We start from the raw sequence: 17,341 nt of genomic DNA, 5'->3' as shown, positions 1-17,341 counted from the left end.
GATGGAACCTATTAGAAGCTCGCGAGGTATCCCGACTGTGTCGGAAACAGGCGCGTGTAAATCGGTACGTATCAAAACCGGCTCGGGATACAGAGCGATACAAAAGCCCTGAAAATGAGTGTTTTTGCGTCCACGTGTATCCGCCGACATGCCAGATACACTGCAATACAAAGGACTGCGGGCGAGCGGGCCAAGGCTCGATAGACTGCGCGACATCCCCCATCTACAGAGGCCTGGCCAAATGGAACACGTCGATCACATTCTCATCGTGGACGATGACCGCGAGATCCGGGAACTGGTAGGCAACTACCTCAAGAAAAACGGTCTGCGCACCACCGTCGTGGCGGATGGACGGCAAATGCGCACGTTCCTGGAATCCACGCCGGTGGACCTGATCGTGCTCGACATCATGATGCCGGGCGACGATGGCCTGATGCTGTGCCGTGAGTTGCGCGCCGGCAAACACAAGGCCACGCCGGTGCTGATGCTCACCGCGCGCAACGATGAAACCGACCGCATCATCGGCCTGGAAATGGGCGCCGACGATTACCTGGTCAAGCCGTTCGCTGCCCGTGAACTGCTCGCCCGCATCAACGCCGTGCTGCGCCGCACGCGGATGCTGCCGCCCAACCTGGTGGTCACCGAAAGCGGTCGCTTGCTGGCCTTCGGGCGCTGGCGCCTGGACACCTCGGCCCGGCACCTGCTCGATGAGGACGGCACGATGGTCGCGCTCAGTGGCGCGGAATATCGGTTGCTGCGGGTGTTCCTCGATCACCCGCAACGGGTGCTCAATCGCGATCAATTGCTGAACCTGACCCAAGGCCGCGATGCCGACCTGTTCGACCGCTCCATCGACTTGCTGGTCAGCCGCTTGCGCCAGCGCTTGCTGGACGATGCCCGCGAACCGGCCTACATCAAAACCGTGCGCAGCGAAGGCTATGTGTTTTCCCTGCCGGTGGAAGTCCTCGGGGCGCCCTCATGAACCTCTCGATGCGCTGGCCCCGCACCCTCGCCTCGCGACTGTCGCTGATCTTCCTGATCGGCTTGATTCTCGCGCAGGCGCTGTCCTTCGGCGCGCAGTACTACGAGCGGTACGAAAGCACGAAGAACACCATGCTGGGCAATCTGGAAACCGACGTCTCGACCTCCATCGCCATCCTCGACCGCTTGCCGGCCGAAGAACGCATGAGTTGGCTGCAACAACTGGATCGACGTAACTACCGCTATTTGTTGAACGAAGGCTCGCCGGGCATGCCCATGAGCGATTCGCCCATAGCGATGACGTCGATCAAAGAGGCCATCGGCAAGGATTACCCGATGACGGTGACCGACATCCCCGGTCCGGATAAACATTTTCAGGTCCACCTGAAACTGGCGGATGGCAGCCCGGTGACCATCGACGTGCGACCTTCGATGGTGCCGTTGTCGCCGTGGTTACCCATCGTGTTGCTGGGGCAACTGGCACTGATGCTCATCTGCACCTGGCTGGCCGTCAGAATCGCCATCCGCCCCCTCACCCGCCTCGCCCAAGCGGTAGAGACCCTGGACCCCAACACCCACGCGGTGCATCTGGATGAAAAAGGCCCGACCGAAGTCGCCCATGCCGCCAAGGCGTTCAATTCGATGCAGGCGCGCATCGCGGCTTACCTCAAGGAGCGCATGCAACTGCTGGCGGCGATTTCCCACGACCTGCAAACCCCGATCACCCGCATGAAACTGCGCGCCGAATTCATGGACGACTCTGCCGAGAAAGACAAACTCTGGAATGATCTTGGCGAGATCGAACACCTGGTGCGCGAAGGCGTGGCCTATGCCCGCAGCGTGCATGGCGCCACCGAAGAAAGTCGCCGCACCAATCTGGACTCGTTCCTCGACAGCCTGGTGTTCGACTATCAGGACATGGGCAAAGACGTTCAGCTGGGCGGTAAAAGTGACGCGGTGATCAACACCCGGCCGCACGCCTTGCGGCGGGTGCTGGTGAACCTGACGGACAACGCACTGAAGTTCGCTGGCGCCGCCGAGTTGTGGGTGGAAGCGAAGTCTGACGGTAGCTTGTCGGTGAAGGTGATGGACCGCGGGCCAGGGATTGCCGAGGAGGAATTGGCCCAGGTGATGGAACCGTTTTATCGCGTGGAGAATTCACGTAACCGCAGCACCGGCGGGACCGGGTTGGGGTTGGCGATTGCACAGCAGTTGGCGTTGGCGATCGGGGGATCGTTGACGTTGAGTAATCGTGAGGGAGGTGGGTTGTGCGCGGAGCTCAAATTACCGCGTCAAGCGGCGTGATGCATGATCGTTCCCACGCTCTGGTGGGAACGATCAGTCCAGGGTCAGGCCGGGTAGTTGGCCCGCAGGGCTTCAAGACCGCCCTGGTAGATCCCGGCAAACAACTCCTCAACCTCTTTATCACTCACCCCAACAGGCTTAAACCGCCCAGACCACGTCACTCGCGCGCCCTGCCCCTGCGCTTCAACACTGATAGTCGCCAGATAGTCAGTAGCCGGAAACGGCGCCTGCAAAATCGAATAACTGTAAGTCTTTCCAGCGTTATCAAACGCCTCCAACCGCTCAACCACCACCGCCCCATCCGCCGTTTGCAGGCTGCGAACCCGGCCGCCTTCACTCAGCTCGCTTTTGGGAATAAACGGCAGCCAGTCCGGCAGCGAGTTGAAACCGCCAATCAATTGCCAAACCTGGTCGGCCGTCGCCGGGATGTCGATGAATGCTGATGCTGTAGCCATGAAATATTCTCTCTCAATCAATAAGGTTCAGATCGACATGCTGTCGACGACGCCGCCGTCGACCCGCAAAGCTGCGCCAGTGGTGGCCGACGACAGCGGCGAGGCGATATAAGCCACCAGATTCGCGACTTCCTCGACATCCGCCACACGCTGGATGATCGAGGTCGGCCGGGCCTTGCGCACGAAGGCGTCAGCTTCTTCCCGAACGCTGCGTCCCGATTTGGCAGTGGCGTCTTTGAGCATCTGCTCCAGCCCATCGGTCAACGTCGGGCCAGGCAGGATCGCGTTGACCGTCACCCCGGTGCCCGCCAACCGCTTGGCCAGACCATGGGACACCGCCAGGTTGGCGCTTTTGGTCACGCCGTAGTTGAGCATGTCGGCCGGGATCGCGATCCCGGACTCCGAGGACAGGAAGATAACCCGACCCCAGCCCTGCTTGACCATGTCTGGCACGTAATGCCGTGACAGGCGCACGCCAGAGATCACGTTGACCTCATAAAACCGCGTCCACTCGCTGTCCGGCGTGTCGAAAAAGTCCACGTCGTTGAAGATCCCGAGGTTGTTCACCAGGATGTCCGCCCGTGGTTCGGCGGCGAACAACAACTCGGCGCCTTCGGCTGTGCCGAGGTCTGCGGTCAGGCCACGCAACTGCGCGTCTGGCACGCTCTGGCGAATGCTCGCCAGCGCCTGCTCCACCTTGGCCGTCTCGCGGCCGATCACCACCACCGTGGCGCCGGATTCGGCCAGCGCCTTGCTGATGCCCAGGCCAATGCCGGCGGTGCTGCCGCTGACAATGGCGAGTTTTCCAGTCAGATCGATTTTCATGCTCAACCTCCAATGATCGGCAATGGCGCACGTTCGGACACCAGTTTCGCGTCGCGCATCGCCAGCCAGAAAGCAGCGGGAATGACGGCCGACATCGCGGCAACGTCTTCAGCAATCCGGTCCGGACGGCTGGACCCCGGAATCACCGCCGCCACGGCCGGGTTAGCCAACGAGAACTGCAACGCAGCCGCCTTGATGTCGACACCATGCGCGGCAGCGATGCGTTTGATCTGCTCGACTTTATTGATGATCGCCGGGCTGGCCTTCTGGTACTCGAAGTGTGTACCTCCAGCCAAAATGCCCGAGCTGTAAGGACCACCGACCACGATATCAACGTTCTGCGCCAGCGCTGCGTCCATCAAGCGTTGCAAGGCACGATCGTGGTCGAGCAGCGTGTAGCGACCCGCCAGCAGAAAACCGTCCGGCTGGGCTTCGGTCAGATCCAGGGTCAGTTCGCACGGTTCGACCTTGTTCACACCCAGGCCCCAGCCCTTGATAACGCCTTCTTCGCGCAAACGGGTCAACACCTTGAAGGCGCCGGTGCGGGCCTGGTTGAAGTATTCCAGCCATTGATCGCCGTAGAAGTCCTGAGCGATGTCATGCACCCAGACGATGTCCAGCCGATCGGTTTGCAGACGCTTGAGGCTGTCTTCGATGGAGCGCATCGTGGCGTCGGCGCTGTAGTCGTTGACGATCTTGTTCGGGCGACCGTGTTCGAATACACCACTTTTCTCGCCAAGATCGCGGGCCGCGGCGTCTTCGATCTCATCGAGAATCACTCGGCCGACTTTGCTGCTGAGTACATAGTCGTCGCGGTTGTACTGGGCCAACGCGGCGCCCAGCCGAATTTCCGACAGGCCCGAACCGTAAAACGGCGCGGTGTCGAAGTAACGCACACCGGCATCCCAGGCGGCGTGGACAGTAGCCATCGCCTCTTCTTCAGGAATGGCGCGGAACATGTTGCCCAATGGGGCGGTACCGAAACCCAGCGCGCCGGGCAGTTTGTCTTTCAAGCTCATGATTCAATCCTCGTCAGTTTCAGAGGTCAGCTGAGGTGACCGTTGAGCAGATGCTAGATTGCGATGATCGGACCGTCCAAGACATAATACGCAGCACTTGAGTCCTGATAGGTCTGACATGATCGACATCCGCCAATTGCGCTACTTCGTCGCCGTCGCCGAAGAAGAACACGTCGGTCGCGCCGCCGAACGCCTGCACATTTCCCAATCGCCCCTGAGCCGACAGATTGCCCAGCTCGAAGAGCGCCTGGGGCTGACCCTGTTCGAACGCAGCCAGCAACGCATTCGCCTGACCCGCGATGGCCAGACTTTCCTGGCCGAAACCCGTGCCCTGCTGACCCACGCCAATCGCCTGGAATCCCTGGGCAAGCGCCTCGGTCGTGGCGAAGAAGGCGGCTTGTGCATCGGCTATATCGAAAACGCCATGCACGCCGGTGTCTTGCCGAATGCCCTGCGGGTGCTGCGGGTCGACCGGCCGAACGTGCACGTCGCGCTATACAACCTGAATTCCGCCGAACAACTCGAAGGCCTGCGTCAGCGTAGTCTGGATATCGCTCTGGTCAGCGAACCGCCCGTCGCCGACGACCCGGACCTGCTGGGTTTTCAGGTGCTGGACGATCCGATGCTGTTGGCCCTGCCCGAGCACCATCCTTTGGCGAACCACCCAACACTGACACCGGCGGACCTGGCCGATCAGGAATGGATCGGCGTGCAACCGCGCCAAGACGCCGCCAGCCGCGACGACTTCGTCAGCGCCTGCATCCGCGCCGGCTTCACCCCGGACATTCGCATGGAAGCCACCGAACCTTTCACCGCGTTGGGATTGGTGGCGTCGGGGCTGGGCATCGCCATGATCCAGAAAGGTTTGAGCCGTAACGCCCCGCCAGGCGTGGTGCTGCGGGAAGTGCCATGGATTTCCTTCACCACGCCGCTGTGGGCCGCGTGGCACCGGATCAATTTGCGACCGCTGGTGGAGACGTTCAGGAAAGTGCTGACGGAGCCAGGTTCGGCTGACTCGCCCTGAGATTTCAAGATCAAAAGATCGCAGCCTCGTTGCACTCGACAGCTCCTACAGGTGTACGCCAAACCCTGTAGGAGCTGTCGAGTGCAACGAGGCTGCGATCCTTTGATTTTCTAAGCGAATGGATTTTCGACTGCCACACAGGGTTTGGTGCTTTACTGAAAAGACCCCGAAATCCTGCGAGCAACCCCACATGAACCGCAACGACCTGCGCCGCGTGGATATGAACCTGCTGGTGATTTTCGAAACCCTGATGTTCGAAAAAAACCTGACCCGGGCCGGGGAGAAACTGTTTCTCGGCCAGCCCGCCGTCAGTGCCTCACTGGCCAAGTTGCGCGACCTGTTCGACGACCCGCTGCTGGTGCGTAACGGTCGCGTGCTGGAGCCGACCCAGCGGGCCCTGGCGATCCTCAAGGAATTGCAGCCGGCGATGGACACCATCTCCGGCGCGGTCAGCCGGGCCAAGGATTTCGACCCGGCCACTAGCCGCGATGTATTCCGCATCGGCCTGTCCGATGACGCCGAGTTCGGCCTGTTTCCGCCGCTGCTCAAGCAAATACGCGAAGAGGCGCAGAACGTCGTGGTGGTGGTGCGTCGAGTGAATTTCCTGCTGATGTCGTCAATGCTCTCCTCCGGGGAGATATCCGTCGGGATCAGCTACACCACGGAACTGCCGGCCAATGCCAAGCGCAAGAAGTTACGTGACCTGAGCGTCAAGATCCTGCGCGGCGACAATCGTCCCGGCACCCTGACCCTGGACGAATACTGCGAACGTCCGCACGCACTGGTGTCGTTTTCCGGGGATTTGACCGGGGCCATCGACAACGACCTCGCGAGCATCGGCCGCTCACGCCGGGTGGTGCTGGCGGTGCCGCAATTCGCCGGTCTGCGCGCCTTGCTGGCCGGCACCGATATGCTGGCAACGGTGCCGGATTACGCCGCGTGCGCGCTGATCGAAGGCAGCAGTCAGCTGCGTGCCGACGACCCGCCGTTTGACATCAACCTGTCCGAACTGTCCATGGTCTGGAACGGCGTCAACGATAACGATCCGGCAGAACGTTGGTTGCGCTCGCGAATTTCCCAACACATGTCGGCGCCACTGCCGGGGCATTAATCGATTTGAAAGACTCGGGGTCGGTCTCGCGCAGGTACACCGGCAAGTCAGTGACCGGCGGCATGACCGGAATCTCGAAATACATCTGGATCACCCAGCCGCGGTGATAACTGGCGTGATTGACCACATGCATCAGTATCGCGCCGGCGCTCATGATGCCGCTTTCCCCCGAGACAAAGCTGAACTCGACGGGTTTATCCAGCGAGGCATCGGTCTGCCGTTCACTCCAGTCGCAGTACCAGTGATCGATGTCCTTTTGCGCCAGGCGCAGCTCGGCGAGGTCGGGGTGCAGCAGATCGTGTGACGTCTTGAAACCGTGCCCTCGGCCTTCGAGGTGGGCCTGCCAGATGCAGTCCACCACGTAGATGTGGTTCAGGGTGCCGATCATGTTCTTGAACACCGACACGCGCTCTTTATTGACCTCACCCGGTGGCAGTGCGGCCAGGCTGTCAAAGAGGCGTTGATTGGCCCAGCGTTTGTAATCGGCAAGCATGCGGGCAGTGCGTACGTTAATCATCGGAGGTCTCCCATTGTGATGGGCGCACTGCCAAGCATAGCCCTCAGGGCGAGCGGCATTGCAAACGCTGATTACCGGTCACTTCGCCGCAACGCGGCCTGTGTAGCAGCTGTCGAGCAACGCGAGGCTGCGTTCGGCTGCGAAGCAGTCGTAAATCCTGCGAACTCGATTTATCTGATACACCGCGGCGCATGGTTTGACGACTGCTGCGCAGCCGAACGCAGCCTCGCGCTGCTCGGCAGCTGCTACAAAGAATGCGGCGTCAGACGTTCCACCACCCGATCGGCCAGCGCCAGGCAACTGGTCAAGCCCGGTGACTCGATTCCGAACAGGTTCACCAGCCCCGGCACACCATGCTCGGCCGGACCACTGATGACAAAGTCGGCCGCCGGCTCGGTCGGCCCGGTGATTTTCGGGCGGATGCCGCTGTAGGCCGGTTGCAGGCTGTTATCGGGCAACTCCGGCCAGTAGCGCCGGATCGCCTCGTAGAAGCCATCGGCTCGGCGTGGATCCACACGATAATCGACCTGATCGACCCATTCGACGTCCGGCCCGAAGCGCGCCTGGCCGCCCAGATCCAGCGTCATGTGCACGCCCAGCCCCGCACTCTCCGGGGCCGGATACACCAGATGCCGGAACGGCGCCCGGCCGCTGAAACTGAAATAGCTGCCCTTGCACAATCGTGCCTCGGGAACGTACTGAGAGGGCAAGCCTTCAATCCGGCTCGCCACCTCAGGCGCAGACAGTCCGGCGCAATTGATCAACTCGCGGCAGCTCAAGGCCATCGGTTGGGCGCCGCCCATCTGCAGTTCGAAACCTTGCTCGGTGCAACGGGCCGACGCCAGTGGCGTATGAAAAACCAGCGACGTGCCGCTGGCCTCGGCATCCGCCTGAAGCACCAGCATCAGGGCATGGGAATCGACGATCCCGGTGGAAGGCGACCAGAGCGCCGCGACGCAGGACACTGCCGGTTCAAGTTCACGCGCCTGTTCGGCGTCCAGCCATTGCAAGTCATCGACACCATTGCGCCGGCCTTGCTCCAGCAACTTTCGCAAGGCCGCGCACTGACCGTCATCGGTGGCCACGATCAGCTTGCCCAGCCGCCGATAATCGACGCCACGCTCATCGCAAAAGGCGTAAAGGCGTTGTTTGCCCTCCACGCACAATTGCGCCTTGAGGCTGCCGCTCGGGTAGTAAATGCCGGCGTGGATCACTTCCGAATTGCGCGAACTGATGCCCACGCCAATGCCCTCGCCCGCCTCGACCAGGATCACTTCCCGCCCGCTGCGGGCCAGGGCTCTGGCGACCGCCAGCCCGACCACACCGGCCCCGACCACCACGCATTCGATATCGACGCTCACCTGCCCTCCGCTCCTTTCACGCCAGCCCTCGTTCCCGATAATCGATCAGGCTGGAGAATATCGCCAGCAGCATGGCCATGACCACGAAGAAGATCAGCACCAGGAAATACGACCCGGTGAACTGCACGATCAGCCCGATCAGGATCGGCACGATCACCCCGGCCATGTTCCCGCAGAAGTTCATGGTGCCGGCCAGCACGCCGGTTTTCGAGGTGCCGCCGAGGATCGACGGAATGCACCAGTACATGCCGCACCAGCGAATAAAAAACATCGCCACGCAGAGCAAGCCGATCGCTTTGCTGGCCTCACTCGCATACGCCACCGCCAGCATGCACAGGGCCGCCACCAGCGCCGAGCCGCTGAACATGCTGCGCATGACCAGATTTGGCGAGGCGCCGCTGGATTTCCATTTATCCCCCAGATAACCACCGACCAGCTCGCCGACGAAACCGCACATGAAGATCAGGAACGTCGCCCCGCCCATGCTCGAAATGTTCAAGCCGTGGGTCTGGTGCAGGTAGCTCGGCATCCAGGTCAGCAGTCCGTAGAACACGCTGAGGATGCAGCAATAGCCGGCGAACATCGCCAGCACCGAGCGATCCTTGAGCAGCTCCTTGAGAGGAATGCTGGTGACCGCGCCGGGTTGGCTGACTTTGATATTGCCCTCGGTGATGTGCGCCAGTTCCGCGGCATTCACCCCAGGGTGTTCGCTGGGATGGTTGCGGATGTATTTCCAGGCCAGCACGCCGGCGAGCATGGTGCCGATGCCGGCAATCACGAAGGCGATGCGCCAGGAGTCGAACCAGCCGATCAGGCCGGCAATGATGATCGCGCCGAACGCGCTGCCCAGCGGTGCCCCGCCGTCGACCAGCACCGCGCCGCGCCCGCGTTCGTTAGGGGTCAGCCAGGCGCCGTTGAGCTTGGCCCCGGCGGGCATGATCGGCGACTCGGCAATGCCCAGGCCCATGCGGGTAATCAGCAGCGTGATCCAGTTGTGCGCGCCGGCGGCCAGGGCCTGAAAGGCGCCCCAGGCGACGGTCGCGATGACGATCACACGGCGAGTCTGAAAACGATCCAGCAGCATGCCACCGGGAATCTGCATCAACGCGTAGGACCAGAAAAACGCGCTGAGCATCAAACCCTCCAGCGCTGGCGGGATCTGGAACTCACTGGAAATCAGCGGCAAGGCCACCGACAGCGAAGCGCGGTCGATGTAGTTGATCGCGGTCAGCAGCAACATGATGAGGAAGATCCGCCAGCGCACGCTGGTCGGGCGCTCGGTAGCAGACGCGGCGGTCAGCCGCAGTGTTTCGGCACTCGGATTGTTCATGAGGGGCGCTCTTTATTGTTGTGGAGACAAGCGGCTCCACTCTAATCACGCACCCGACAGCTGAATAATGAGGGGATCTGATTGGGGGATAACCGATCGTCATCCCCCCCAACAGATCAGAACGTACCGGGGTAGCTGCCGCCGTCCAGCAACAGGTTTTGCCCGGTGAGGAAACCGGCGTGGGCGCTGCAGATGAACGCGCAATAGGCGCCGAACTCGTCGGGCTGGCCGAAACGCTGGGCCGGAACGTGCTTGCGCCGCTGCTCGCTGATGCTCTCAACCGTGGTGCTGTTGGCTTCGGCGGCGGCGCTGAGGGTTTTGTGCAAACGCTCGGTCTCGAATGGACCTGGCAGCAGATTGTTGATCGTCACGTTGTGCCCGGCCAAACGCGACTGACGCGCGAGCCCGGCGATGAAACCGGTCAGCCCGCTGCGGGCACCGTTGGACAGGCCCAGCACATCGATCGGCGCCTTCACCGCGCCAGAGGTGATGTTGACGATGCGCCCGAAACCGCGCTCGGCCATGCCATCGACGCAGGCCTTGATCAGCTCGATGGGCGTGAGCATGTTGGCGTCCAGCGCTTTCAACCAGTCTTCACGCTGCCAGTCGCGGAAGTCACCCGGCGGCGGACCGCCAGCGTTATTGATCAGGATGTCCACCTGCGGACACGCCGCCAACACCTGCTCGCGGACCGCCGGTGTACTGATATCCCCGGCCACCGTGCGCACTTCGATGCTCGGTGCCAGTTGGCGCAATTCATCGGCAGCGGCCTGCAAGGTTTCGTTTCCACGGGCGTTGATCACCAGGTTGACGCCCTCCTTCGCCAAGGCTCGCGCGCAGGCCAGACCCAAGCCCTTGCTGGCGGCGCAGACGATGGCCCAGCGACCCGATATTCCCAATTCCATGACGATGCTCCTGTCGGTTCGAAACCCTTACGTTACCACTGCAATACAACCCCTCAGGGGATGACAAAGGGTGATCCCCAGATCAGACCTTTTCATTATCAGCCGCCTCCCACGCTTATTACTGTCTCCAGACCAATAAGAACCGGAGACACACATGAACCCGTTCCAGTTTTATTTCCCCACGACCCTGAAAAGCGGTAACGGCCTGGTGCGTCAGGCCGGTGCGCTGCTCAAGCCGCATGTTCGAAAAAAACTGCTGGTGGTCACCGACGAAGGGCTGATGGCGTCGGGCGTGATGGAAGGTTTTTTCGCCTCGTTGGCCGACAGTGACATCCACTACGAAGTGTTTTCCGGTGTCGAGCCCAACCCCACCACCGACGTGCTGGAACGCGCCGTGGCGTTCCTGAAAAACCACGACTGCGATTCGGTGATCGGCGTCGGTGGCGGCAGCAGCATCGACACCGCCAAGGGTGTGGCGGCGATGGCCACCAACCCCGGCAACATCCTCGACTACGAAGGCTACGACAAACTGCTGCACCCGCCTCTCCCGGTCTTTGCCATTCCGACCACCTCTGGCACCGGCAGCGAATGCACGGCCTCCACGGTCTTCACCAACACCAAAACCCTGTTCAAAACCGTGATCATCAGCCCGGCACTGTTTCCAAAACTGGCGATTCTCGACGCCGAGCTGACGCTGAAACTGCCGCCGTCGATCACCGCTGCCACGGGCATGGACGCGTTGACCCACGCCATCGAATCCTACGTGTCAAAGCAGGCCAACCCGGTCAGCCAAGCCCTGGCGCTGCAAGCGATCAAGATGATTTGCACCCACCTGCCAAAAGCGTTTTTCAGCGGCTCCGACCTGCACGCCCGGGAACAAATGCTGCTCGGTTCGTTCCTCGCCGGCGTCGCGTTCGCTCAATCGAAACTGGGCAACGTGCATGCGATCTCCCACACCTTCGGCGGCGTGTTCAACATTCCCCATGGCATCGCCAACGCGACACTGCTGCCCTACGTCATCGAATACAACCTGGCGGCCTGCCCGGAGCTGTTCCGTGAAATAGCCATGGCCATGGGCGAGAACGTCGATGGCCTGAGCCCTGCGCGTGCCGGGCTCAAAGTGGTGGAGCACGTGGTGGCGCTGAACAAGGCCATTGGCCTTCCCGACAACATCAAGGACCTGGGCGTGGACCTGGACTACATGCCGCAAATGGTCAGCGACTCGATGCGCAGCGGCAACGTGCTGGTCAACCCACGCCTGACCACCGCTGCCGACATCGAACGAATCATCAGCAACGCCTGGCACGGCATTCATTCCTAAGAGACGACTCCCATGTTTTACGAAATGCGCACCTACACGATTCAAATCGGAAAAATGCAGACCTACCTCAAGCACTTCGAAGAAACCGGCCTGCCGGTGATCTCTCGCTACACCACGCTGGTGGGCTGGTGGTACACCGAAATCGGCGAGCTGAATCAGGTCATCCACATCTGGGCCTACGAGAGCCTCGATGACCGGATCAAGAAACGCGCCGCCCTGTATCAAGATCCGGACTGGCTCGAAGGCTTCGTGCCGAAAGCGTTTCCGATGCTGGAAAAGATGGAATCCAAATTGCTGATCGCTGCGGATTTCTCCCCCATCAAATAATCCCGGCCTTCGGATCAACACAACCCCCTGTAGGAGCTGCCGCAGGCTGCGATCTCTTGATCCTGGCGTCTTCAAGGGCAACAAAAACCAAGATCAAAAGATCGCAGCCTGCGGCAGCTCCTACAAAGGCAGATTCCAGGCGTCTGTTAAATCCCAAGGACAACCTCATGTGCGACCACAATCCCAATAACACCGCCGCTGACCGTTCTCCCGACATCAAGGCCTTGCTCGAAGGCCTGCCGACCAACTGGGGAAAATGGGGCCCGGACGATGAAGTCGGCGCCCTGAATTACCTGCAAAGCGCGGAAATCCTCCGGGGTATCGCCTCGGTCCGCCAAGGCAAGACCTTCACCCTGCAAGTGCAGATCGGCCACCCCAAAGGCGAACCGTTGTGGCCCGGCCGACGTCCATCGATGCGGGTCAACGTGTTGGACAAGGGCCATTTCCTGGCCGGTAAAACTCACTTCGACGGCCATGTGGAATACGCCGACGACGTGATCTTCATGCACCTGCAAGGCTCGACCCAATACGACGCGCTGGGCCACGTCTGGCACGACAACAAACTGTGGAATGGCTACGACGCCATGAGCACCATTGGCAGCATGGACAAGGCCAGCATCCTGCCGATTGCCGAGCGCGGGATTGTCGGGCGTGCGGTGTTGATCGACATGGCCCGCCATCGCGGCAAAGCGGTGCTGGACAAGGGCGAAACCTTCAATCACCTGGACCTGCTGGCCGCAGCAAAAGCCCAGGGTATCGAGATCCAGAAACGCGACATTCTGATCATCCGCACCGGCTGGATCGGCTCGTTCTATCAGCGAGAACCGGAAGAGTTCTACAAGGACTTCGCCGAGCCGGGCCTGACCTTCAGCCGCGAGCTGGTGGAATGGTTTCACCAGATGGAAATCCCCAACCTGGTGACCGACACCATGGCCAACGAAGTGGCGGTCGACCCAAGCTCGGGCGTGCTGATCCCGCTGCACAATGCCTTGATGCGCAACCTCGGCGTGACCTTCACCGAAGTCGCGATGCTCGACGACCTGGCCAGTGATTGCGCCGAAGACGGCCAGTGGCAGTTCCTCTACACCGCCGCGCCGTTGAAGGTTGTTGGCGGCACGGGTGCACCGGTCAATCCGATCGTGATCAAGTAATCAGGTCCTGCTGCAGTTCGTTGATCAGCAAGGTCGCCGCCGGGGAAAGATCGGCGCCGGCCCGGCTGATCACGCCATAAGGCTCGATCAACGCACGCATCGACACCGGCAGCTTCACCAGCAAGTCGAATTGCTCGCAGAACCTGGCCACTTCCACCGGGATCACCGCCAACAAGGTCGGGTCTTGTTGCACCAACAAAATGGTGGCGAAAGTCGATGAGGTTTCCAGCGGATGACGCGGAATCGCCAGCCCCGCTTCATTCAGCTCACGTTCCAGGGTTTGACGCATCGGCATGTCTTTGGGATAGACCACCCAGCGGTAGTCACTCAACTGCGACAGCTGCAGTGACTTGGCGCTGGCCAGCGGATGGTCCTTACTGGCGACCACCGCCAAGGGTTCTTCACTCAGTTCGATGCAGTCATAAGCGTCCGAGCGCTGGCCGACGCTGGTGCGACAAATCGCCAGATCCAGTCGTCCCTGGTCCAGCAACCCGAGCAACGTGGCGCTGGTGTTTTCCACCAGTTCCACAGACAGCTCCGGCTGCTTCAGGCGCAACTCGGTCAGGGCTCGGGTCAGCAACGGCACCGCCCCCATGATTACCCCCACCGAGAGCCGCCCGCCCTGGCCTTGCATGATGCTGAGCATTTCCTCGCGCAGGTGCTCGACATCGCTGTAGATCAGCCGCGCATAACGAATCATGCACCGGCCCATTTCGTTGGCCACCAGACCTTTGGGCTGGCGTTCGAACAGCGGCATGCCGAGCAATGACTCGACTTCATGCAGCGCCTTGGTGGCGCCAGACTGGGAAATCGAAATCTGCTCGGCGGCCTTGTGCAACGAGCCGCGATCATCCAGCGCGATCAGCAAACGCAGTTGTTTGAGGCGCAAGCGTGCAGCGATGCTGCAAAGGGAAGGAACAACCATATCCGTGTGTTCTCGATTCAAGGGTTAAATCAATGACTGCGGCAACCCACACTTTGTAGCAGCTGGCGAAGCCTGCGTTCGACTGCGAAGCAGTCGTGAGATCAGGCAATGCGGTGTTTCAGAAAAACCGTATGCTCAGGTTTTACGACTGCTCCGCAGCCGAACGCAGGCTTCGCCAGCTGCTACAAAGGGTGCGTTACGGCTTCGAACGGTGGCTGTCAGTGAATGGCGACCGGGTTGATGTTGACTTGGGTCGAGCCCTTGTACAGCGGCTGCCCCAGCACGAACATGAATTCCCACGCCTTGTCTTTCACCAGCGCTCGGCTGTCGATCAACTCAAGGTTGTAGATGCCGTTTTTGGCCAGCATGAATTGGTTGACCGGGAATTCCTGGCCGTCTTTGGCCGGGTAGATTTCCGAAGCCCAGGTGTCACCGCCGAACGCGACGATCTGTTTGTCCACCAGCCACTTGGCCGCTTCCATGCCGATGCCCGGCTCCACGGCGAGGAATTTCTCGTTGTCCTTGCCCAGCAGTTCCAGCCAACCGGTGTTGAACAGCACCACGTCGCCCTTCTGAATGCTGATGCCTTGCAGGTCCAGTGCCTTCTGAATGTCGGCAATGCTGAACTCGGTTTTCTCCGGCACGATGGCGCTGCCGTACACGGCGGTCATGTCCAGCACCACACCGCGGGTGACGATAGGCGGGACCTTTTCGATGCCGAGCTTTTTCACCCCTTCCACGGTCACAAAATCGGCGGCGCGGTTGCCGTTGTAGTAGACGTTGTCGATGCCGATGTGGCCGATGCCGTTGAGCTGGGTGCCGACACCGGTCCAGCCCACCACCAGTTCATCGTTGAAGGTGAATTTGTTCGGCCCCATCGTCGTGCCGCCCGCTTCGCCCGGCTGGATGTTGGTCAGGTGAAAACTGCGATGACGGAACGCCGGCAACGACTTGTCGATGGGCACGGCCAAGGGGTAGGTTTTGCCGGTCTTTATCAGTTTCGAAGCATTGATCACCGACTCGGCGTTGAGCAGGTTCAGCGCGCCGATTTCATCGTTGGCGCCGTATTTTGACGGATACCATTTCTCGGCGTCCGCGGCGTGGGCGGCATTGAGGGTGAACAACAGGGCAAACGGCAGTACCAATCGATTGAGCATGAGGGGGTCCTTGTGAGGTTGCAGTGGACCCAAGGTACGCAGCCCTTCTGTGGGGAAACAGACAGGAATGGGCAATACATTTGTTCTGGATTGTCACGAGTAATGCGAGTGCTGTAGGAGCAAAGCTTGCTCGCGATGGCGTCAGGCCTGACACGCCGCGTGATCGTTCATCGCGAGCAAGCCTTGCTCCTACAGTGCCTGGCTGCTACCCAGGCTTGTGGTTGTCCAATACCCGATTGACCGCTAACTCACCCAACATGATCACCCGTTGCAGCACCAGCATCGTTTGCCGTCGCGGGCCGTCCGTTAAGTCGGTGAGATCGTTGACGATGGCGCTGGCGGCTGCCAACGATTCGCAGGCCTCGACGAGCAACGTTTCGTCATCCACCGCTGCGTCGATGGTGAAAATGGTGCTGGGCTTGCGGGGTGGTATCTGCGTTTTCGACGCCCCGGGGTTGAGGTAGAAGCTAAGTGCGCGGTCGGCCGCCTCTTTCATTTTCTTGGGGTCAAGATCGAGAAAGGCGTCGTAGGGTAACGGACTGGTATTCGGGGGGTTGGGTGTGACTTTGAACATAGATGGAACTCCGCTTCATATATTGAGGAGCCATCACCCTCGCTACCAAACGAAGGGTGGCGGCCATACGTGGTTTGGTAGACCGGTCGAAGCAGCAAACCCGGCGCTCACAATGGAGCCCCACGCATGACCACCATAAAAACAGAGTCCCAAAAAGAGACTACATAAGGTGTTGTCACGCGGCTTCTAGACGGGCTACCAAACCCGATCACTGTTTTTCAGTGACCAGCAAACGATATAGCCCGCCCCACAGCCGCACAAGCCGGCGGATTCTGGCGTACGCGTAGGTAACGACGCAAGGTGTTGTAGCCGCTTATGACGTAACACCGAGTGTCTTTAAACGCGTGCAGTTAAACGTGTTTATGCGGTGTGCCGGCTGACGCCATCGCGAGCAAGCTCGCTCCCACATTTGTTTGGTGTCGTTCACGAGATTTGTGGTCGACACCGTCCCCTGTGGGAGCGAGCTTGCTCGCGATGACGGTAGCTCATCCAGCATCCATCTAACTGACCTACCCCATCTCTAGGGCTTGGCGATTGCAACACGCCAAACCTTGTTCCCGACATCATCGGCCACCATTCAGAGGGCAGGCGTTGGACTGATAACGCTTCGACAGGGAACTCCTGACGACCGCCACGCATCCTACAGATGAGGTACTTCCTTTTTTGCTTCACGCTTTCAGAGGACACCGTCATGCGCCGTCTGATTATCATCTCTTCCCTTTTGCTGTGTTTACCCTTCGGCTCCGCTATGGCCAAAGTGGATGCGGGCGATGTCGCCACGTCAGCCGGGGTTTCCGCATCGTTGTACTCGACCTTCAAGGACCACAAACTCATGATTCCTGCCCGGGATGACGCCTCCAGCTTCGTTGCCAGTGGCGGCGCGATTCGTGGTGTTTACCTGGAGTCGGTCTTGAAACAGATTCGTCAGGACAATCCTGGCCTCAACGCCAGCGACGAAGACCTGGCCAGAGCAATTCTCGTCCAGGATGGCGCTGCTGCGGGTCAATAAAAGCTGAAAAATTGGCGGTGGGGCTGCAGCACCCGGATAGCGCT

At 60.5% G+C, this 17,341-nt stretch carries 18 protein-coding genes; 8 read left to right on the top strand and 10 right to left on the bottom strand.

Annotated elements, in window-relative coordinates; genetic code table 11:
- Window positions 1–241: 241 nt before the first annotated feature.
- Window positions 242–982, top strand: a complete 741-nt coding sequence (locus ACA079_RS11720) for a response regulator (RefSeq protein WP_033060285.1) — start codon at window positions 242–244, stop codon at window positions 980–982.
- The gene (locus ACA079_RS11715; RefSeq protein WP_497703598.1) at window positions 979–2,286 is read left to right on the top strand and encodes a sensor histidine kinase; all 1,308 of its coding nucleotides are present in this window, start codon (window positions 979–981) and stop codon (window positions 2,284–2,286) included. Before ACA079_RS11720 ends, ACA079_RS11715 begins: the two co-directional genes overlap by 4 nt.
- Before the next feature lie 44 nt (window positions 2,287–2,330).
- Here the strand turns inward: ACA079_RS11715 and ACA079_RS11710 are convergent, their stop codons facing one another.
- Genes ACA079_RS11710 through ACA079_RS11700 form a run of 3 tightly spaced genes read right to left on the bottom strand, consistent with a single transcriptional unit; the run spans window position 2,331 to window position 4,585 of the window.
- The gene (locus tag ACA079_RS11710) at window positions 2,331–2,741 is read right to left on the bottom strand and encodes an SRPBCC family protein (RefSeq protein WP_497703597.1); all 411 of its coding nucleotides are present in this window, start codon (window positions 2,739–2,741) and stop codon (window positions 2,331–2,333) included.
- Between the two features lie 27 nt (window positions 2,742–2,768).
- Complete coding sequence (locus ACA079_RS11705) at window positions 2,769–3,566, bottom strand: SDR family NAD(P)-dependent oxidoreductase (protein ID WP_497703596.1); 798 nt, start codon at window positions 3,564–3,566, stop codon at window positions 2,769–2,771.
- Between the two features lie 2 nt (window positions 3,567–3,568).
- Entirely contained in the window at window positions 3,569–4,585 is a 1,017-nt protein-coding gene (locus ACA079_RS11700) for an aldo/keto reductase (protein ID WP_497703595.1), read from the bottom strand.
- Between the two features lie 118 nt (window positions 4,586–4,703).
- On the opposite strand from ACA079_RS11700, the gene ACA079_RS11695 reads away from it, so the two are divergent.
- Together ACA079_RS11695 and ACA079_RS11690 are read left to right on the top strand one after the other, a co-directional pair.
- Window positions 4,704–5,609: a LysR substrate-binding domain-containing protein gene (locus ACA079_RS11695; protein WP_497703594.1), complete on the top strand. Its 906-nt coding sequence runs from the start codon at window positions 4,704–4,706 to the stop codon at window positions 5,607–5,609.
- A 190-nt stretch (window positions 5,610–5,799) separates the two neighbouring features.
- Window positions 5,800–6,720 (top strand): LysR substrate-binding domain-containing protein, encoded by a 921-nt coding sequence (locus ACA079_RS11690; RefSeq protein WP_497703593.1) that lies wholly within the window; start codon window positions 5,800–5,802, stop codon window positions 6,718–6,720.
- Here the strand turns inward: ACA079_RS11690 and ACA079_RS11685 are convergent.
- The 4 genes from ACA079_RS11685 to ACA079_RS11670 all read right to left on the bottom strand — a co-directional run bounded on the left by ACA079_RS11685 (window position 6,641) and on the right by ACA079_RS11670 (window position 10,833).
- Window positions 6,641–7,237, bottom strand: a complete 597-nt coding sequence (locus tag ACA079_RS11685) for a DinB family protein (protein ID WP_497703592.1) — start codon at window positions 7,235–7,237, stop codon at window positions 6,641–6,643. The genes ACA079_RS11690 and ACA079_RS11685 overlap by 80 nt on opposite strands.
- Before the next feature lie 245 nt (window positions 7,238–7,482).
- Window positions 7,483–8,598, bottom strand: coding sequence for an NAD(P)/FAD-dependent oxidoreductase (locus ACA079_RS11680; protein WP_497703591.1), 1,116 nt, complete (start codon window positions 8,596–8,598; stop codon window positions 7,483–7,485).
- Window positions 8,599–8,614: 16 nt separating this feature from the next.
- On the bottom strand, window positions 8,615–9,928 hold the full coding sequence (locus tag ACA079_RS11675; protein WP_497703590.1) for an MFS transporter: 1,314 nt from the start codon (window positions 9,926–9,928) through the stop codon (window positions 8,615–8,617).
- 116 nt (window positions 9,929–10,044) lie between these two features.
- Window positions 10,045–10,833, bottom strand: a complete 789-nt coding sequence (locus ACA079_RS11670; protein ID WP_497703589.1) for an SDR family oxidoreductase — start codon at window positions 10,831–10,833, stop codon at window positions 10,045–10,047.
- A gap of 154 nt (window positions 10,834–10,987) precedes the next feature.
- Here ACA079_RS11670 and ACA079_RS11665 point away from each other — a divergent pair, with 154 nt between their 5' ends.
- The 3 genes from ACA079_RS11665 to ACA079_RS11655 all read left to right on the top strand — a co-directional run bounded on the left by ACA079_RS11665 (window position 10,988) and on the right by ACA079_RS11655 (window position 13,632).
- Entirely contained in the window at window positions 10,988–12,154 is a 1,167-nt protein-coding gene (locus ACA079_RS11665; RefSeq protein ID WP_497703588.1) for an iron-containing alcohol dehydrogenase, read from the top strand.
- Window positions 12,155–12,166: 12 nt separating this feature from the next.
- Complete coding sequence (locus ACA079_RS11660; RefSeq protein ID WP_046055817.1) at window positions 12,167–12,481, top strand: NIPSNAP family protein; 315 nt, start codon at window positions 12,167–12,169, stop codon at window positions 12,479–12,481.
- Between the two features lie 167 nt (window positions 12,482–12,648).
- A complete protein-coding gene (locus ACA079_RS11655) occupies window positions 12,649–13,632 on the top strand; it encodes a cyclase family protein (protein WP_497703587.1) in 984 nt (327 codons plus the stop codon).
- Here ACA079_RS11655 and ACA079_RS11650 read toward each other — a convergent pair.
- The 3 genes from ACA079_RS11650 to ACA079_RS11640 all read right to left on the bottom strand — a co-directional run bounded on the left by ACA079_RS11650 (window position 13,625) and on the right by ACA079_RS11640 (window position 16,288).
- Window positions 13,625–14,557: a LysR family transcriptional regulator gene (locus ACA079_RS11650; protein WP_497703586.1), complete on the bottom strand. Its 933-nt coding sequence runs from the start codon at window positions 14,555–14,557 to the stop codon at window positions 13,625–13,627. The two genes, ACA079_RS11655 and ACA079_RS11650, sit on opposite strands and share 8 nt — an antisense overlap.
- A gap of 218 nt (window positions 14,558–14,775) precedes the next feature.
- Window positions 14,776–15,714 carry a cyclase family protein gene (locus ACA079_RS11645; protein WP_497703585.1) on the bottom strand — a complete coding sequence of 313 codons (939 nt, stop codon included), beginning with the start codon at window positions 15,712–15,714 and terminating at the stop codon, window positions 14,776–14,778.
- 205 nt (window positions 15,715–15,919) lie between these two features.
- Window positions 15,920–16,288 carry a DUF6124 family protein gene (locus ACA079_RS11640; RefSeq protein WP_462005037.1) on the bottom strand — a complete coding sequence of 123 codons (369 nt, stop codon included), beginning with the start codon at window positions 16,286–16,288 and terminating at the stop codon, window positions 15,920–15,922.
- Window positions 16,289–16,979: 691 nt separating this feature from the next.
- Between ACA079_RS11640 and ACA079_RS11635 the strand changes: the two genes are divergently transcribed.
- Window positions 16,980–17,297 carry a DUF2388 domain-containing protein gene (locus tag ACA079_RS11635; protein ID WP_123366494.1) on the top strand — a complete coding sequence of 106 codons (318 nt, stop codon included), beginning with the start codon at window positions 16,980–16,982 and terminating at the stop codon, window positions 17,295–17,297.
- Window positions 17,298–17,341: the final 44 nt, after the last annotated feature.

The organism is Pseudomonas sp. LBUM1645, from assembly GCF_059716185.1.
This window is presented reverse-complemented; position numbering and strand designations above follow the sequence as displayed.

Coding starts and splice junctions, on each gene's coding strand:
- ACA079_RS11655 (WP_497703587.1), top strand. CDS start 12,649: ATGTGCGACCACAATCCCAATAACACCGCCGCTGACCGTTCTCCCGAC.
- ACA079_RS11635 (WP_123366494.1), top strand. CDS start 16,980: ATGCGCCGTCTGATTATCATCTCTTCCCTTTTGCTGTGTTTACCCTTC.
- ACA079_RS11690 (WP_497703593.1), top strand. CDS start 5,800: ATGAACCGCAACGACCTGCGCCGCGTGGATATGAACCTGCTGGTGATT.
- ACA079_RS11685 (WP_497703592.1), bottom strand. CDS start 7,237: ATGATTAACGTACGCACTGCCCGCATGCTTGCCGATTACAAACGCTGG.
- ACA079_RS11710 (WP_497703597.1), bottom strand. CDS start 2,741: ATGGCTACAGCATCAGCATTCATCGACATCCCGGCGACGGCCGACCAG.
- ACA079_RS11650 (WP_497703586.1), bottom strand. CDS start 14,557: ATGGTTGTTCCTTCCCTTTGCAGCATCGCTGCACGCTTGCGCCTCAAA.
- ACA079_RS11715 (WP_497703598.1), top strand. CDS start 979: ATGAACCTCTCGATGCGCTGGCCCCGCACCCTCGCCTCGCGACTGTCG.
- ACA079_RS11670 (WP_497703589.1), bottom strand. CDS start 10,833: ATGGAATTGGGAATATCGGGTCGCTGGGCCATCGTCTGCGCCGCCAGC.
- ACA079_RS11645 (WP_497703585.1), bottom strand. CDS start 15,714: ATGCTCAATCGATTGGTACTGCCGTTTGCCCTGTTGTTCACCCTCAAT.
- ACA079_RS11640 (WP_462005037.1), bottom strand. CDS start 16,288: ATGTTCAAAGTCACACCCAACCCCCCGAATACCAGTCCGTTACCCTAC.
- ACA079_RS11720 (WP_033060285.1), top strand. CDS start 242: ATGGAACACGTCGATCACATTCTCATCGTGGACGATGACCGCGAGATC.
- ACA079_RS11660 (WP_046055817.1), top strand. CDS start 12,167: ATGTTTTACGAAATGCGCACCTACACGATTCAAATCGGAAAAATGCAG.
- ACA079_RS11665 (WP_497703588.1), top strand. CDS start 10,988: ATGAACCCGTTCCAGTTTTATTTCCCCACGACCCTGAAAAGCGGTAAC.
- ACA079_RS11700 (WP_497703595.1), bottom strand. CDS start 4,585: ATGAGCTTGAAAGACAAACTGCCCGGCGCGCTGGGTTTCGGTACCGCC.
- ACA079_RS11695 (WP_497703594.1), top strand. CDS start 4,704: ATGATCGACATCCGCCAATTGCGCTACTTCGTCGCCGTCGCCGAAGAA.
- ACA079_RS11675 (WP_497703590.1), bottom strand. CDS start 9,928: ATGAACAATCCGAGTGCCGAAACACTGCGGCTGACCGCCGCGTCTGCT.
- ACA079_RS11705 (WP_497703596.1), bottom strand. CDS start 3,566: ATGAAAATCGATCTGACTGGAAAACTCGCCATTGTCAGCGGCAGCACC.